The organism is Pseudomonas sp. W2I6 (assembly GCF_030815935.1).
In the GTDB taxonomy this organism is placed as follows: Bacteria; Pseudomonadota; Gammaproteobacteria; order Pseudomonadales; family Pseudomonadaceae; genus Aquipseudomonas.
In genome coordinates this window covers 1,315,686-1,331,351 of sequence record NZ_JAUSXJ010000001.1, presented here as the reverse complement: position 1 = coordinate 1,331,351, position 15,666 = coordinate 1,315,686, and the positions used below count along the sequence as shown (strand labels likewise).

The following is a 15,666-nucleotide window of genomic DNA, read 5'->3' as shown; positions in this document are numbered from 1 at the left end:
CCCGAGAGGATTTCCACATGGCACAGATGGGCCGCCCCCGCACCTTCGACCGCGATCAGGCCGTGGAACAGGCCATGCACCTGTTCTGGCAGCACGGTTACGACGCGACGTCCCTGAGCCAGTTGAAAGCCGGATTGGGCGGCGGCATCTCTGCGCCAAGTTTCTACGCGGCGTTCGGCTCCAAGGACGCGCTGTTCCAGGAGTGCGTGCAGCGTTATCTGGCGACGTTCGCCCAGGTCACCGAATGCCTCTGGGATGACAGCCTGCCACCGCGCCAGGCCATCGAGACGGCGTTGCGCCAATCGGCACGCATGCAGTGTGAAGAGGGGCATCCCAAAGGCTGCATGGTAGCCCTGGGCGTGATGAGCGCGCCCTCCCCCGAGAACGCACAAGTCACCCATGGGCTGACCCATTCGCGAGAGCGCACACGGGCGGGCATCGTGCATTGTGTCGAGCGCGGCATCCGCGCAGGCCAGTTACCGGCCGAGACCAATGCACGTGCCATGGCCACGGTCTACGACAGTTTTCTGCAGGGTGTGTCGATCCTGGCCCGGGATGGCGTCGACGCTGATGCCATCGATACTGCCATTGGCCAACTGATGCTGACCTGGGACTTATCCGCCGCTACAGCGCCGCCCATTCGGCGCGATGCTCCAGCAGAAAATCCACAAACGCCCGCACCCGATGGGGCACATAGCGGCCATGGGGATACAGCAAGGTAAACGGCCGTGAGCGCCCGCCGTAAGGCTGCAAGACCTCCACCAGGCTGCCGTTGGCCAATTCCTCCTCGACGATGAACTTGTAGGTCTGGAATAACCCCGCGCCGTGCTTGGCCAGGGTTACGCCACCCAGCACGTCGTCAGAGCAGCTGTAGCCTGCTTCCCCGGCAAACTCCCGCTCCTTGCCATCCACCTGGAACAGCCAGGAAATGCGCCGCCCGTTGCTCGGCAATTCGTACTGGATGCACTCATGGTTCGGCAAATCCTCCAGGGCCTGGGGCGTGCCGGCACGCTTCAGGTATGACGGCGTCGCGACCACCACCAGCCTGGCGTCTTCCAGCAACCGCGCAATCAGCGTCGAGTCCGGCTGGGCCCGCACGCGAATGGCCAGGTCATAACCTTCGGCGACGAAATCGATGTTGCGGTTGCTGATGTGGATATCCACGCTGACTTGCGGGTACAGCGCACGGAATTTCGGCAGCAGCGGCAGGATCCGGTGATGGCCGTAGGTGGTCGGGATGCTGATGCGCAACAGCCCGGACGGCACCGATTGCGCGCCCATCATTTCCTGCTGGGCTTCCACCAGTTGCGTCAGCGCCTGGCGGCATTGCTCGAAAAATGTCCGGCCGCCATCGGTCAGGCGGATGCTGCGGGTGGTGCGCACAAACAGCCGGGAGCCCAGGCGCTCTTCCAACCGCGAGATGCTGCGGCTCACCGCCGCCGGGGTCACGCCTGCCACCTGGGCGGCGGCGGTAAAGCTGCTGGCCTCGGCGGCCAGGCAGAACAGCTCGATGCTGCCCAGCTGCAAATCTTCGAAATGGCGTTTCATGATGGATTACACCGGGTATCTGCTTGGGGGCTCACCCGCTCTATTTATCAGCAAGGGCCGCATAAATATAGGGGTCCTACCTGGCCCGTGCTTGCTTTCATTCCACGCACACCGCCCACAACTTCCGTGGCAATGCTCCGTCGTTGCACCTTGCGAACTCCATCAACAACCAGCCGGTCGTGGTCAACCGATCACCGAATACCGACCGTGGTTCGCAGATCGACTCCCTGCAAAAAGGCGTGTATTTCCAGGACCAGATCAAGTTCGACGAGGCCACCACCTCGCGCGCAGGGTTGGTGTACAAGGCTGACAACGGCCTGGCACCGTACCTGAGCTACAGCGAATCGTTCTTCCCGGTAGCGGGTGTGAGCAAGGCCGGGCAAGTGTTTGTGCCCACCTAAGGCAAACAGTACGAGTTCGGTGACTCACCGCTGGTAGGCCAACAACGGCTCACTCAGCGGTTCGGGGCGTCAGGCATATGGCGTTGGGGGCGGTGATTGGGGGCATATCCGTTGGTTTTGTTACGGCTACTATTGGTTCCGCTCTTACAGCGGCTCACTTTTGAAAAGCGCAAAAGTAAGCAAAACGCTCTTGCCCCACCACTCGGCACCTCGCTTGGGCTCGGTGTGCCCTCAGCTCCGGCAGCACGAAGCGGGCCGCCGCGACGGGGCGTCCCTGCCCCGTCGCGGCTAAACCGGCGTCCTGCCGGTTTAGCCGCGCCGGGCCATGGATGGCCCGTCGCGGCGGCCCGCGGAGTGGTGCCGGAGTGAGGGAACACCGAGCCTAGGCGAGGTGCCGACAGGCGGGGCAGAGCGTTTTGGTTACTTTTGCGCTTTTTGTACGGACCGGACACATGGTTGACGGGTGTACGGGGACATGGTTGACACTTTTCGGCGAGCTAACTACGCCGGAAAACCATCATGCCCTGGAATACGAGAGACGCCATGAGCCTGAAAAAAGAGTTCGTTGCCTTAGCCCGGCAACCCGGCAGCAATAAACGAGAACTGTGTCGACGGTTCGGTATCAGTCCCCAAACCTCGTACAAGTGGCTCGGTCGCTACGAAGAACAAGGCCAGCAAGGTCTGCTGGAGAAATCCCGCAGGCCAGCCACTAGCCCAAAACTTACCGAGCCCGCGCTGGAGACTGAAGTCTTGGCAATTAGGCGGGAGCATCCAGCCTGGGGCGGCCGCACGATCAGCAATCTGTTAGATAAGCGTATCGCTCCTAGCACTGTCACCAATGTCTTACATCGCCATGGTTTGGTTCAAACGGTCCCGAAAGAGTTACAGGCAGCAAGGTTGAGGTTTGAACACGACGCGCCCAATGATCTTTGGCAGATGGATTTCAAAGGGCATTTCCCAACGCAACAAGGCCGATGCCATCCGCTAACTGTTTTGGACGACCATTCTCGTTTCAACTTGGCAATCAAAGCCTGTGCCAACGAGCGCACAGCCACGGTACAGGAGCAGTTGATCGCGGTTTTTCGGCGCTACGGTTTACCAGCTCGCATCAACGTCGATAACGGGCCCCCATGGGGCTCTCCGCGTAATCCGGGGGAGATCACGGAACTGAGTATCTGGCTCGTTCGCCTAGGTATCAGAGTAAGTTTCAGTCGGCCTTTCCACCCTCAAACCAATGGGAAAATCGAACGATTTCATCGGTCACTCAAGGCTGAAGTGCTCAATGGCCGCCATTTTCGGACGCTTGCAGAAGCGCAAACAAATCTCGATCAATGGCGAGAGGTTTATAACCATCAACGCCCTCATCAAGCCCTGGGTTACAAGGTTCCAATGGACCGATACCGAGAAAGCCCCTGGGCTTATCCGGAGACGCTTTTGGCGTTTGAGTACGGGCCGGACGATTTAAAGGCCAAGGTTTATCACAGCCGATTTAAGTTTCAGAAGCGCTATTTCAGGATCGCCAAAGGCCTGGCCGGACATCACATCGCACTACGTCCCAACACTGAGAGTGACGGGCTATTTGACGTCTATTTCTGCCATCATTTTTTGCGAACGATCGACGTGAAACAGCCTGATTACGGTTCATAATGTGTCAACCATGTCCCCGCACATGTGTCCACCATGTGTCCGGTCCGTACACGCTTTTCAAAAGTGACCCGCTGTAAGAGCGGAACCCTAAGTAGCCGTTACCTAAATAACGGATATACACTCAAAACAACAACCGCGAAAAATCACAACACTGCACCGCCAAGTGCGCCACATTCTGGTTCAAGCCAAACTGCCGATCCCCGCGATGCAACGCCACATACCCAACCCTCGGTAGCGCCGGTTCCGTCACCAGCGCGCGCAGCTCCCCGCGCTCGATCAAATGCGACAAACACCCCTTGGGCAAATAACTCACCCCCACCCCCGACAGCGCCAGCCCGACCTGCACCAACAGGTTATGACTGGTCAACTTGCGCGGCATCTGCACAGCATGCGCTGCCAACCAGCGCTCATAAATCAGCCCCGTCCCCGAGTGCGAACCCTGGGTCAACACCGTATACCCGGCCAATGCCTCAAGCCCCACCGGATCAGCCTCGCTGACCAACCCCGGTGCGCACATCCAGGCGTTTTCCACACTGCCCAGCGGCGTACTCAGGAAGCGCGAATCACTGTAGGCATCAGGCACGATCACCAGGTCCAGCTCATCACTCTCCAGCTTGCGAAACAGCTCACTGCTCAACTCCACCGACGGCTCGATCTGCACCTTGGGATAGGCCTCGCGCAACGCCTCCACCAGCGCCGGCAACCAGGTGAAAGCCGTCAATTCCGTCACCCCCAGGCGAAACCTGCGCACCAGCACTTCACGGGTGCTGACCCGCTCCAGCATGTAGTCACGACGCTCCAGCAGGTCCTTGGCGTAGTCGAGCAACTCGGCGCCCTTTTCCGTCAACCGCGCATTGCGTTTGCTGCGGTCGAAAATCTCCACATCGAAGGTTTCTTCCAACTCCTGGATGCGCTTGGAAATCGCCGACTGCGACATGTTCAGCTTGTTCGCCGCCGCCTCGAAACTGCCCAGCTCGGCAATCCAGTACAACGCGTCGATTTGCTTGAACGTGATCATCGGCCATCTCCCATGAGAAAAAGCGATCCTATCAGATAATAAAATATCGCTAAAACTGTATGTTCATCACTCCTAAGATCTAGCCACAGACCCATAAGATCAATCGGAGTTACAGCCATGTCCTTGCCCGGTTCCCGCATCCTCCCCAACCCACCTCTGGCTTGCGCCGAAGTGCTTGAAGCCTTCACTCACGTGGTCACCCCGCACATCAGCGACAACCTCGGCCGGCACATCGGCGCCCGTGGGCTGAACCGCTACAACCGCACCGGCAAGCTGGTGGGCACCGCGCTCACGGTGAAAACCCGCCCCGGCGACAACCTGCTGATCTACAAGGCCCTGAGCATGCTGGAGCCGGGCCACGTGCTGGTGGTGGACGCCCAGGGCGACACCAACAACGCGGTGATCGGCGAACTGGTCAAGCTCTACGCCCAGCAACGCGGCTGCGTGGGGTTTGTGATTGACGGGGCGATTCGCGATGTCGCGAGCTTCGAGGACACCCCTTGCTACGCCCGCAGCGTGGTGCATTGCGGCCCCTACAAGACCGGCCCGGGCGAGGTGAATGTGCCGGTGTCCATCGGCGGCATGCTGATCAACCCGGGGGATGTGCTGGTGGGTGACGAAGACGGCCTGGTCGCCTTCTCCCAGGCCGACGCCGCCGAAGTGCTGCGCAAGGCCGCGCAACACGCGGCCCATGAAGAGCAAGTCAAAGCCGAAATCGCCAGCGGTGCAGTGCGCCAGAGCTGGATCGACAAGGTGTTGCAACAGGCCGGACTGGCAGGCTGAGGAGAGTCATCATGAGCACTGCCTTTCTGTCCGACCGGGTGCTGGGCATCGCGCCCTCCCCGAGCATCGCCGCCAATGCACTGGTCAGCGAACTGCGCGCCCAGGGCCGGGACATCGTCAACTTCACCGTGGGCGAGCCGGACTTCGATACACCCGCGCATATCCTCGAAGCAGCCAGCGCCGCGATGCACGGTGGCGACACCCACTACACCGCCACCAGCGGCACCCTCGCCCTGCGCCAGGCGATCTGCCTCAAGCTCAAGCGCGATAACCAGCTGGACTATGGGCTGGACGAAGTGATTGCCGGGTGCGGTGGCAAGCACATCATTTATCACGCCCTGGCGGCGACCCTGAATCGCGGCGACGAAGTCATCGTGCACACGCCGTATTGGGTGTCGTACCCGGACATCGCACGGCTGAATGACGCGACGCCGGTGATCATTCCCGGCGACGAGTCACTGGGGTTCAAACTGTCGCCTCAGGCCCTGGAACAAGCGATCACCCCGCGCAGCAAATGGGTGATCCTCAACAGCCCGAACAACCCCAGCGGCGCGGTGTACAACGAGGCCGAACTGCTGGCCCTGGCCGCGGTGCTGCGGCGCCATCCCCATGTGCTGATCATGGCGGACGAGATCTACGAGCACTTCGTCTACGACGATGCCCGCCACGTTTCCCTGACCCGACTCGCACCGGACCTGAAGCCGCGCACGCTGATCGTCAACGGCGCCTCCAAGGGCTACGCCATGACCGGCTGGCGCCTGGGTTTCGGTGCCGGCCCGGCCTGGCTGATCGCGGCCATTGCCAAGCTGCTCTCGCAAACCACCACCTGCCCCAGCTCTCTCAGCCAGGCTGCCGCAGTGGCCGCCTTCGCTGGCGATCAGGCGCCCATCGCCGGGATGCGCGAGGTGTACCAGCAACGTCGCAAACGCATGTTGGGCCTGCTTGAAGACATTCCCGGCGTGAGCTTCACGCCACCGGATGGCGCGTTCTACGTGTTCGCCAACGTCGCCGGGCTGATGGGCAAGACCACCGCCCACGGCGAGCGGATCGACAGTGACACCCAGCTGGCCGAACACCTGCTGCGGGAACACGGCCTGGCCACCGTAAGCGGCGCGGCGTACGGCATGTCGCCGTATATCCGCCTGTCTTTCGCCAGCTCGCTTGACGTGATTGAAGAAGGTTGCCGTCGCCTGAATGAAGCGTGCCATCGATTGCGCTGACGGTTTCCGCCCCACCCGGCGGCCAGGGATGGCCGCTCATTGACTGCCTAGAACAACACTCATAATCATTGATATAAATGAGGCATTCCCATGCACAAGCCCCGCATCGCGCTGGTCTGGCAAATCCTGATCGGCTTGCTCGCCGGCATCGCCATCGGCGCCCTGCTGCACCGTTTTCCCGAATCCCGGCCGTGGCTGGTGGACAACCTGCTGCAACCGGCGGGCGATATCTTTATCAAGCTGATGAAGATGATCGTCGTGCCCATCGTGTTTGCCTGCATGGTGGTGGGCATTGCCGGGCACGGTGACGGTAAATCCCTGGGACGCATCGGGGTCAAGTCCCTGGGCTATTTCTTCTGCATCACCACCCTGGCGATCATCGTCGGGCTGGTGATGGGCAACCTGCTCAAGCCGGGCGCCGGTACCGAACTGGCCAGCCTGCAAGCGAGTGCCGTGACCTTGCCCACCAGCAGCGCCGGCGGCGGCCACAGCCTGGGGCAGATCATTGTCGGGATCATTCCGGACAACGTCATCAACGCCATGGCCCAGGGCAGCCTGCTGTCGGTGCTGTTCTTCGCGGTGATGTTTGGCCTCGGGGTTTCGCGCTTGCCGGCCGAGCGCAAGGACCCGGTGATTGCCCTGCTGCGCGGGGTGTCGGAGGCGATGTTCAAGGTCACGTCGATGATCATGGCCTACTCGCCTATCGGCGTGTTCGGGATGATCGCAGTGACCGTGGCCAACTTCGGGTTCAGCTCGCTGCTGCCGTTGGCCAAGCTGATCATGGTCAGCTACGTGTCGATTGCGTTCTTCGTGCTGGTGGTGCTCAACCTGGTCGCGCGGCTGTGCGGGATCAACCTGTTTGCGTTGATGCGACATATCAAGGACGAACTGATTCTGGCGTTCTCCACCGCCAGTTCGGCGGCGGTGATGCCGCAACTGATGAAGAAACTCGAAACCTACGGCGTGCCGCCTTCACTGGTGAGCTTTGTGGTGCCGGTGGGGTATTCGTTCAACCTGGACGGTGCGTCGCTGTTCCTGGGGATCGGCACGCTGTTCGTGGCGCAGCTGTATGGCATCGACCTGAGCCTTGGCGACCAGGCCCTGCTGGTGGTGACCATGGTACTGACATCCAAGGGCGCGGCCGGGGTGCCGGGGTTCATGTTCGTGATTCTGTCGGCGACCCTGGCGAGTGCGGGCTTGCCGTTGGAGGGCATCGCCTTCATCGCCGGGGTGTATCGCCTGATGGAAATGCCGACCACCGCGTTGAACGTGCTGGGCAATGCCCTGGCACCGCTGGTGATTGCCAAATGGGAAAGGCGTGAGAGCACCGCAGAAACCTGTGGCGAGGGAGCTTGCTCCCGCTGGGCCGCGAAGCGGCCCCAATAAGCATCCCGCATTCTTTCAGGTAGAACGTGGGCGCAGGTTTTGGGGCTGCTGCGCAGCCCAGCGGGAGCAAGCTCCCTCGCCACAAGGGTGGGTGTGGTGGGTCAGTCGAGGTCCGACGCGTCATGCCGCTCGCGCAGTTGCTCTGACGGCTCGCCCGACACACGGTTGACCCGGCGCCCACGCTGCACCGCCGGCCGCGCTTCGATGGCATTGGCCCAGCGCACGACGTGCTTGTAATCCTGCACCGAGAGAAACTCCCCCGCCTCATACAAGCGGCCTTTCACCAGGCCGCCGTACCACGGCCAGATCGCCATGTCGGCGATGGTGTACTCATCCCCGGCAATGTATTCGTGCTCGGCCAATTGCTTGTCCAGTACGTCCAGTTGGCGCTTGGTTTCCATGGCGAAGCGGTCGATGGCGTATTCGATCTTGGTCGGCGCGTAGGCATAGAAATGCCCGAAGCCACCGCCCAGGTACGGCGCGCTGCCCATCTGCCAGAACAACCACGACAGGCATTCGGCACGGGCCGCCGGTTCGGTGGGCAGGAACGCGCCGAACTTCTCGGCCAGGTACTGCAGGATCGCACCCGACTCGAACACCCGAATCGGCTTGGGCCCGCTGCGGTCCAGCAGCGCGGGAATCTTCGAGTTCGGATTGACCCCGACGAAGCCGCTGCCGAACTGGTCGCCGTCACCGATCCTGATCAACCACGCATCGTATTCGGCACCCTTGTGACCCAGGGCCAGCAGCTCTTCCAGCAGGATCGTGACCTTCTGGCCATTGGGCGTTGCCAACGAATACAGCTGCAACGGATGACGGCCTACCGGCAATTCCTTGTCGTGGGTCGCGCCGGCAATGGGCCGGTTGATGCTGGCGAAGGTGCCGCCGTTTTGGGTCTTCCAGGTCCAGACTTTTGGCGGTACGTAATCAGTCATGCCACTACTCCTTGGATTCAATGTTCACAACAACTAACGGCAGGAGCGAGCTTGCTCGCGAAAAACTCGAGGGCGCCGTGTTCTTTCAGGATGCCCGCGTTGTGGTCGACGACCTTCGCGAGCACGCTCGCTCCTACAGGTTCTTTTGGGTCAGTTGGGCCATATTCCAGCCGCCACCCAATGCCTTGATCAGCCCTACGTTGGCGCTTAACTGTTGAGTCTGCAGATCCAGCACCGTGCGCTGTGCCTGCAACGACGCTACCTGCGCCGTCACCACGTCCAGGTACGCCGCGCCACCCTGGCGATAGCGTGCCAGGGACAAGTCCTCGGCGTACTGCGCGGCTGCCGCCGCATCGCGCTGGTCAACCAGGGCGGTGTCGAGCCCGGAGATGATCGACAGGTTGTTCTCCACCTGCTCGAACGCGGTCAACACTACACCACGATACTTGGCTGCGGCTTCATCTGTTGCCGCCTTGGCACTGTCCACCCCGGCCTGGCGCGCGCCGCCGTCAAAAATCGTCCCCACCAGCGACGGGCCAATTGCCCAGAAAATGTTGGGCGCGCTCAACAAGTGCGCGAACTCATCACTCTGGAAACCACCCTGGGCACTCAGGGTAAGGGCCGGGAACCAGGCGGCTTTCGCCACCCCTATGCGTGCATTGGCCGAGGCAATCCGGCGCTCGGCAGCGGCGATGTCCGGCCGACGCTGCAACAGCGTAGACGGTACACCGGTGGGCACGCCGGGCAAGGCGATATCCGCGACGCTTGGGGCAATCGCGTAGGTCGATGCGGACTCACCCAGCATCGCCGCTATCGAGTGTTCAAGCACTGCACGCTGCACCAAATTCTGGCTCAGCTGCGACTTGACCGTCGACAGTTGGGTACGCGCCCGCGCCACGTCCAGCCCGGAGACGATACCGCCGCCGTGCAAGCCTTCGGTCAGGCTCAAAGCCTTGGCATAGGCATCGCTGGTTTCCTGCAGCAACTGGTCTTGCCGGTCGATGCCACGCAGGCGGATGTAGCTGTCGGCCAATTGCGCCTGCAAGCTCAGACGCACCGAAGCCAGGTCGGCCTTGGCGGCCTGGGCGTCGCTGGTGCCGGCGGCAACGGTGTCGCGCACACGGCCCCAGAGGTCGACTTCATAGTCCAGCTCTACCCCCACTGTCCCGGAATCGTAAACATTCGGCGGGCTGGCCGAGCGCAGTGGCCGGGTGTCCGACTGGCGAATGCGCTGGGCATTGCTGGAACCGATCAGCTTTGGAAACAGCCCGGATTGCGCCTGGGCCAAAAACGCCTGGGCCTGGGAATAGTGAGCCAGTGCCGCGCTCAAGTCCGGGTTGCTTTGCAGCAACTGCTGCTCCATCGCGTCCAGTTGCGGGTCCTTGTAGATGTGCCACCAACCGTCGCGACTCGCCTGGTCGTTCGGCGTGCCGACGGTCCACGGTCCCTGGGTATGGAACTGCGCGGCAATGGGTACCTCCGGCACGTCCAGCGGCGGCGCAAGATGGCAGGCGCCCAGGCCCAGGGTCGCGACCAATACCAGGCAAGTGCGCTTAGCCATGGGGTTTGGCCTCCACGGGATTGGCGGCCAGTTGCACCGAATCGTCGTCGGCCAGGCCGTCGGGCGGGGTGTCGATCACGCGGTCGGTGGCGACCAGGCCGCTGCCGATTTCCACGCTGTCACCGAAGTCCCGGACGATGGTCACGGTCTTGAAGTGCACATGATTATTCGCGTCTAGGGTGGCCACGCGCATGCCCTTGTCATCGAACACCAGGGCGCTGGCAGGCAAGCGCAGCACGTCGGTCTGCACCGGCAAGGTGAACTGCACGCTGGTGTAGCCGCCCGGCAACAGGCGGCTGCCGGGGTTCTCCACCAACAGTTGCACCAGGGTGCTGCCGGACGCGGCGTTCACCGCATCGGCAGTGGCGATCACCTTGGCGTTGAAGGTTTCACCGCGATACTCCGGCACGCTCAGACGCGCCACGGTGCCCACCTGGATCTGCGGCGCCGACGACTGCGGCACCTGCACATACACCCGCAGGCGGCTGACGTCAGAGACCGCGAACAGCTCTTTGCCAGTGGCACCACCGGCACTGATCAACGCCCCCACATCGGTGGAGCGTGCAGTGACCACGCCGGCGAACGGCGCAGTCAAGCGCTGGAAGCCCTTGGTGGCAACCAACTGGTCGACGTTGGCCCTGGCCGCGACCACTTTGGCCTGCTTGGCAGTCAGGTCGCCGGTGCGCTCATCCACGTCCTGGCGCGACACCGAGTCCGACGAAAGCATTGCCTGCCAGCGCTTGGCGGTGGTCTGTGCCAGCGACTCGTCGGCCTGGGCCGAAGCCAGCACGGCCTTGGCTTGCAGCAGTTGCTGATCGAGCTCCGGCGTGTCGATTTCGGCCAGCAGTTGCCCGGCCTTCACGTGGTCGCCAATGTCGACGTTCCAGGTCTTGAGGTAGCCATTGACCCGGGCAAAGATCGACGCTCGGGAGTACGCCTCAAGACGCCCCGGCAGGTTCAGGATCGGACCCTGGGGCTGCACGCTCGGGGTGATTAGGATCACGCTGGGCAACGCCTGGGCATCGGTCCAGGTTTTCAGGTCATGGGATTCGCTGGCGCGCACGCCGATGCCGAATACCACCACGGCAACCAGGACCACCAGCCCCAGCACCAGCCAGAGCAGACCACGGGATTTACGGCGGGGCGAACCCGGATTGGAAACGGAAGCAGACATGTCAAACCCCTTGAGTGGCGGTGGTCGCAAGCGTGGCGTGCTGACGCCGCCCGTGCACAAGACTGAAAATCAGCGGAACCAGGAACAACGTGGCAATGGTGGCGAAGGCCAGCCCGCCGATGACCGCGCGGCCCAGCGGGGCGTTCTGTTCGCCGCCCTCCCCCAGGCTCAGCGCCATCGGCGCCATGCCGATGATCATCGAAATCGCGGTCATCAATACCGGGCGCAGACGGGTAAAGCCGGCTTCAAGCGCCGCCTGCACCGCATCCCCGTGCACCGCCAGGCGTTCGCGGCAGAAGCTCACCACGAGGATGGCGTTGGCGGTGGCCACGCCCATGCACATGATCGCCCCGGTCAGCGCCGGTACCGACAGCGGCGTGTGGGTGATGAACAGCATCCACACGATGCCCGCGAGCGCCGCCGGCAAGGCGGTGATGATCACGAACGGGTCAGCCCAGGACTGGAAGTTGACCACGATCAGCAGGTAGATCAGCACCACCGCGCCAAGCAGGCCAAACAGCAAGCCACTGAAGGCCGCGTTCATGGTTTGCACCTGACCCTGCAACAGCACCTTGGAGCCGGTGGGCACTTCGCTGGCGTGGGCGGCGATGATCTTCTGGATGTCGGCGGCAACGGCACCGAGGTCGCGGCCCTGAATTGCGGTCAACACCTCGACCACCGGCTGGATGTCCGACTGGGTCACCACCGAGTTCGCGTGGCTGCGTTCGATGGACGCCAGGCCGCCGAGGGTCTGGTCTTGCGCCGAACCGGGGCTGCCGCTCAACGGCAGGTTATGCAGGGCGGCCAGGGTGTCGAGGCCGTACTGCGGGGTTTGCATCACAATCGGATAAGACACGCCGTTGGCCGGGTTGAGCCAGAACGTCGGCGCCACCTGGCTGGAACCCGCCAGGTTGACCACCAGGCTGTTGGTCACATCGCGCTCGTTCAGGCCCACCAGTTGGGCCTGGGTACGGTCCACATCGATCTTGAACGTGGGCAGTTGCCGCGACTGCTGGATACGCGCATCCACCACACCCGGCACCCGCCGGATTTCCCGCAGCAACGTGCTGGCGTAGGTGAAGTTGGCGGGCAGGTTATTGCCGCTGACTTGCACATCCACCGGCGCCGAAGAACCGAAGTTGAGAATCTGCCCGACGATGTCCGAAGCCGGGAACGAGAACACCGCATTCGGGAATTCACGGGGCAGCCGCTCCCGCAGTTCGCGCATGTATTCGGCGGTGGGACGATGGCCCTCTTTCAGGCTGATCTGGATGTCGCTGTCCTGTGAACCCACGGTGCCGGTGTTGTTGTAGGCCACGTTGATCCCGCTGATGGCCAGGCCGATATTGTCGACGATGGCCGCCAGCTCCCGGGGCTCGATCACGTTATGAATGGTGTTCTCGATCTGCGAGACCAGCCGCGCATTGCTCTCGACCCGCGTGCCGATCGGTGCACGCACATGCAACAGGATCTGCCCGGAGTCGACGTCGGGGAAGAAGTTGCGACCCAGGAATGGCACCAGCGCAAACGACACGGCGACGAACGCCAGCATCGCGATCACCGCGATACGGCGGTGGTGCAAGGCACTCTCCAGTGCCCCGTGGTAAACCCCGCGAAACGCCTCGAACTGGCGCTCGAACCCGCGCTGGAATTTCACCAGCGGGTTGCTCGACGGCGCCACCACTGGCGTACCGTCCGCATGATGTTCGTGAGGCTTGAGCAGGTAATTGGCGAGGGTCGGCACCAGGGTTCGCGAGAGGATGAACGAGGCGATCATCGCGAAGATCACCGCTTCGGCCATCGGCACAAACAGGAAGCGCGCCACGCCTTCCAGGAAAAACATCGGCACAAACACGATGCAGATACACAGCAGCGACACGAACGCCGGCGTGACGATCTGCGCCGCGCCGTCGAGGATCGCCGTCTCCACCGGCTTGCCCTGTTCCAGGTGCCAGTTGATGTTTTCGATGGTCACCGTAGCGTCATCCACCAGGATCCCCACGGCCAATGCCAGGCCGCCGAGGGTCATGATGTTGAGGGTTTCGCCGAGCGCCGACAGCGTGGCAATCGACGACAGGATGGCCAGCGGGATCGACGTGGCGATGATCACCGTGGAGCGCCAACTGCCGAGGAACAGCAGGATCATCAGGCTGGTCAACGCGGCGGCAATGATCCCTTCCCGGGCGACGCCGCTGATGGCCGAGCGCACGAACAGCGACTGGTCGCCGATCAGATCGATATTCAGGTTGGGCGGCAAGGCGCCTTTGTTGTCGGCCAGTTTGTCCTTGATCCCGGCGATCACCCCGAGGGTCGACGCCGAACCGGTCTTGAGCACCGGCAGCAGCACGGAGCGGTTGCCGTTGACGTGCACGATGTTGGTCTGCGGCGGGTTGCCGTCACGCACCGTGGCCACGTCACGGATCAACACGGTGGTGCCGTCGGCGGTCTTGATCGGCAGGTTTTCCAGGTCGTGGAAGTCCGTCGGCGAGTTGTTCAGTTGCAGGTTGAACTCGTAGCTGCCGATCTTTTGCGTGCCCACCGGGGTGATCAGGTTCTGCGTGGCCAGGGCAGTGGCCACGTCCTGCGCCGAGAAGCCCCGGGCCTGCATGCGTGCGGAGTCGAGGTCGATCTGCACCTGGCGGGTCTTGCCGCCGAACGGGTATGGCAGTGCGGCACCGGGCACCGTGGTCAGCATCAGGCGCACGGTGTTGAGGCCCAGGTCACCGAGTTTCTGTTCGCTGAGGCCTTTGCCGGACAACGCCAACTGCACGATCGGCACTGTCGAGGCGCTGTAGTTGAGGATCAGCGGCGGCGTGGTGCCCGGCGGCAGTTGACGCAGGATGGCCTGGGACACCGAAGTCATCTGCGCGTTGGCCGTACTGATGTTGACTCCCGGCTGGAAGAACACCTTGACGATGCCGTAGCCGTTCAGCGATTGCGCCTCGATATGGCGGATGTCGTTGACCGTGGTGGTCAGCACCCGCTCGAACGGCGAGGTGATGCGGCCGGCCATCTGGTCGGGCGGCAAGCCGGTGTACTGCCAGATCACGGCAATCACGGGGATGCGAATTTCGGGGAAGATGTCGGTCGGGGTACGCCAGGCCGCGAGCGGGCCCACAATCAGAATGAAAATAGCCAATACCAGGAAGGTATAGGGGCGCCGCAATGCGATGCGCACGAGGTTGAGCATAGATGTGATCCAGACAGGAAGTTGATGACTGAAGGAGGTACCGAACAGCGCTTCCCTCCTGCCCCGCCCGTCTGTGTTCCGGGCCAACTGCACTGACATCCGGTCAAAATAGAGGCATATGCCACGATATAGCGTTTAGTGGCATACGCAACTAATTTGTTGCAGCATGTGTCAATATTCATCTTGCCGGATTAACGTTCGGTTAACCCTTGATCTGTAGCGAGTGATCAGCCTGTGAAATGCGCACCGCCTGTCCTGAATAGCCCGAGCACCTGTTCCAACGGAGCCGTGCGGCGCGCGTCCCGTCGTATGGCGCAGATCTATGACGAGGCGTTTGCGCCGTTTGGTCTGAAGGCCACCCAGTATTCGCTGATGAACCACATCGCCAATGGGGACGCTCCGAAGATGCGCGACCTGGCGCAGTCGTTGGTGATGGATTTGTCGGCCCTGGGGCATACGCTCAAGCCGCTGGTGCGGGATGGGCTGGTGGTGTTGCGGGTGGATGAGTTGGACCGTCGCAGCCGGCGGGTGCTGTTGACCGACGCGGGGCAGCGTAAATACGAAGAGGCGCGGGTGGTGTCCAGGCAGATGGCGGTGCGGTTTGATGAGGTGTTTGGGGCTGAGGCGGCTTGCGAGTTGCGCAAGGCCATGGACTTTATTGCGTCTGATGAGTTTGCTCGGGCGTTGTTGGGTTAGGGGGCATATCGGTTATTTAGGTAATGGCTGATATTGGTTCCGCTCTTGCCGGCATTACTCCGCGGGCCGCCCAAGATCAAAATCAAGAGCGGGCACAGTCAAATGTG

Annotated in this window: 13 protein-coding genes; 7 read left to right on the top strand and 6 right to left on the bottom strand. The window is 62.2% G+C overall.

The window, feature by feature from the left end:
• Window positions 1-17: 17 nt before the first annotated feature.
• On the top strand, window positions 18-722 hold the full coding sequence (locus QF039_RS06305) for a TetR/AcrR family transcriptional regulator (RefSeq protein ID WP_087692927.1): 705 nt from the start codon (window positions 18-20) through the stop codon (window positions 720-722).
• Here QF039_RS06305 and QF039_RS06300 read toward each other — a convergent pair.
• On the bottom strand, window positions 625-1,548 hold the full coding sequence (locus tag QF039_RS06300) for a LysR family transcriptional regulator (protein WP_008433275.1): 924 nt from the start codon (window positions 1,546-1,548) through the stop codon (window positions 625-627). The genes QF039_RS06305 and QF039_RS06300 overlap by 98 nt on opposite strands.
• Before the next feature lie 143 nt (window positions 1,549-1,691).
• On the opposite strand from QF039_RS06300, the gene QF039_RS06295 reads away from it, so the two are divergent.
• Both QF039_RS06295 and QF039_RS06290 read left to right on the top strand, forming a co-directional pair.
• On the top strand, window positions 1,692-1,949 hold the full coding sequence (locus QF039_RS06295; protein ID WP_177021321.1) for a hypothetical protein: 258 nt from the start codon (window positions 1,692-1,694) through the stop codon (window positions 1,947-1,949).
• Between the two features lie 519 nt (window positions 1,950-2,468).
• On the top strand, window positions 2,469-3,596 hold the full coding sequence (locus QF039_RS06290) for an IS481 family transposase (RefSeq protein ID WP_307517161.1): 1,128 nt from the start codon (window positions 2,469-2,471) through the stop codon (window positions 3,594-3,596).
• 121 nt (window positions 3,597-3,717) lie between these two features.
• Here the strand turns inward: QF039_RS06290 and QF039_RS06285 are convergent, their stop codons facing one another.
• Complete coding sequence (locus QF039_RS06285) at window positions 3,718-4,614, bottom strand: LysR family transcriptional regulator (protein WP_307517160.1); 897 nt, start codon at window positions 4,612-4,614, stop codon at window positions 3,718-3,720.
• Between the two features lie 117 nt (window positions 4,615-4,731).
• Between QF039_RS06285 and QF039_RS06280 the strand changes: the two genes are divergently transcribed.
• The 3 genes from QF039_RS06280 (at window position 4,732) to QF039_RS06270 (ending at window position 8,003) form a co-directional block, all read left to right on the top strand.
• Complete coding sequence (locus tag QF039_RS06280) at window positions 4,732-5,397, top strand: RraA family protein (RefSeq protein WP_003207901.1); 666 nt, start codon at window positions 4,732-4,734, stop codon at window positions 5,395-5,397.
• Between the two features lie 11 nt (window positions 5,398-5,408).
• A complete protein-coding gene (locus QF039_RS06275) occupies window positions 5,409-6,617 on the top strand; it encodes a pyridoxal phosphate-dependent aminotransferase (RefSeq protein WP_178911899.1) in 1,209 nt (402 codons plus the stop codon).
• 90 nt (window positions 6,618-6,707) lie between these two features.
• Window positions 6,708-8,003, top strand: coding sequence for a cation:dicarboxylate symporter family transporter (locus tag QF039_RS06270; protein WP_307517159.1), 1,296 nt, complete (start codon window positions 6,708-6,710; stop codon window positions 8,001-8,003).
• Window positions 8,004-8,104: 101 nt separating this feature from the next.
• Here the strand turns inward: QF039_RS06270 and yghU are convergent, their stop codons facing one another.
• The 4 genes from yghU to QF039_RS06250 form a co-directional block, all read right to left on the bottom strand.
• Window positions 8,105-8,938: a glutathione-dependent disulfide-bond oxidoreductase gene (gene yghU / locus QF039_RS06265; protein WP_003207895.1), complete on the bottom strand. Its 834-nt coding sequence runs from the start codon at window positions 8,936-8,938 to the stop codon at window positions 8,105-8,107.
• Between the two features lie 133 nt (window positions 8,939-9,071).
• Window positions 9,072-10,499, bottom strand: a complete 1,428-nt coding sequence (locus QF039_RS06260; protein WP_301051201.1) for an efflux transporter outer membrane subunit — start codon at window positions 10,497-10,499, stop codon at window positions 9,072-9,074.
• Window positions 10,492-11,673: an efflux RND transporter periplasmic adaptor subunit gene (locus QF039_RS06255; RefSeq protein ID WP_307517158.1), complete on the bottom strand. Its 1,182-nt coding sequence runs from the start codon at window positions 11,671-11,673 to the stop codon at window positions 10,492-10,494. The genes QF039_RS06260 and QF039_RS06255 overlap by 8 nt, the downstream gene beginning before the upstream one ends.
• Window position 11,674: 1 nt before the next feature.
• On the bottom strand, window positions 11,675-14,863 hold the full coding sequence (locus QF039_RS06250) for an efflux RND transporter permease subunit (RefSeq protein WP_307517157.1): 3,189 nt from the start codon (window positions 14,861-14,863) through the stop codon (window positions 11,675-11,677).
• Between the two features lie 309 nt (window positions 14,864-15,172).
• Between QF039_RS06250 and QF039_RS06245 the strand changes: the two genes are divergently transcribed.
• On the top strand, window positions 15,173-15,559 hold the full coding sequence (locus QF039_RS06245) for a MarR family winged helix-turn-helix transcriptional regulator (RefSeq protein ID WP_003207888.1): 387 nt from the start codon (window positions 15,173-15,175) through the stop codon (window positions 15,557-15,559).
• The last annotated feature ends 107 nt before the right edge of the window (window positions 15,560-15,666 follow it).

Coding starts and splice junctions, on each gene's coding strand:
- QF039_RS06305 (WP_087692927.1), top strand. CDS start 18: ATGGCACAGATGGGCCGCCCCCGCACCTTCGACCGCGATCAGGCCGTG.
- QF039_RS06300 (WP_008433275.1), bottom strand. CDS start 1,548: ATGAAACGCCATTTCGAAGATTTGCAGCTGGGCAGCATCGAGCTGTTC.
- QF039_RS06290 (WP_307517161.1), top strand. CDS start 2,469: ATGCCCTGGAATACGAGAGACGCCATGAGCCTGAAAAAAGAGTTCGTT.
- QF039_RS06285 (WP_307517160.1), bottom strand. CDS start 4,614: ATGATCACGTTCAAGCAAATCGACGCGTTGTACTGGATTGCCGAGCTG.
- QF039_RS06280 (WP_003207901.1), top strand. CDS start 4,732: ATGTCCTTGCCCGGTTCCCGCATCCTCCCCAACCCACCTCTGGCTTGC.
- QF039_RS06275 (WP_178911899.1), top strand. CDS start 5,409: ATGAGCACTGCCTTTCTGTCCGACCGGGTGCTGGGCATCGCGCCCTCC.
- QF039_RS06270 (WP_307517159.1), top strand. CDS start 6,708: ATGCACAAGCCCCGCATCGCGCTGGTCTGGCAAATCCTGATCGGCTTG.
- yghU (WP_003207895.1), bottom strand. CDS start 8,938: ATGACTGATTACGTACCGCCAAAAGTCTGGACCTGGAAGACCCAAAAC.
- QF039_RS06260 (WP_301051201.1), bottom strand. CDS start 10,499: ATGGCTAAGCGCACTTGCCTGGTATTGGTCGCGACCCTGGGCCTGGGC.
- QF039_RS06255 (WP_307517158.1), bottom strand. CDS start 11,673: ATGTCTGCTTCCGTTTCCAATCCGGGTTCGCCCCGCCGTAAATCCCGT.
- QF039_RS06250 (WP_307517157.1), bottom strand. CDS start 14,863: ATGCTCAACCTCGTGCGCATCGCATTGCGGCGCCCCTATACCTTCCTG.
- QF039_RS06245 (WP_003207888.1), top strand. CDS start 15,173: ATGGCGCAGATCTATGACGAGGCGTTTGCGCCGTTTGGTCTGAAGGCC.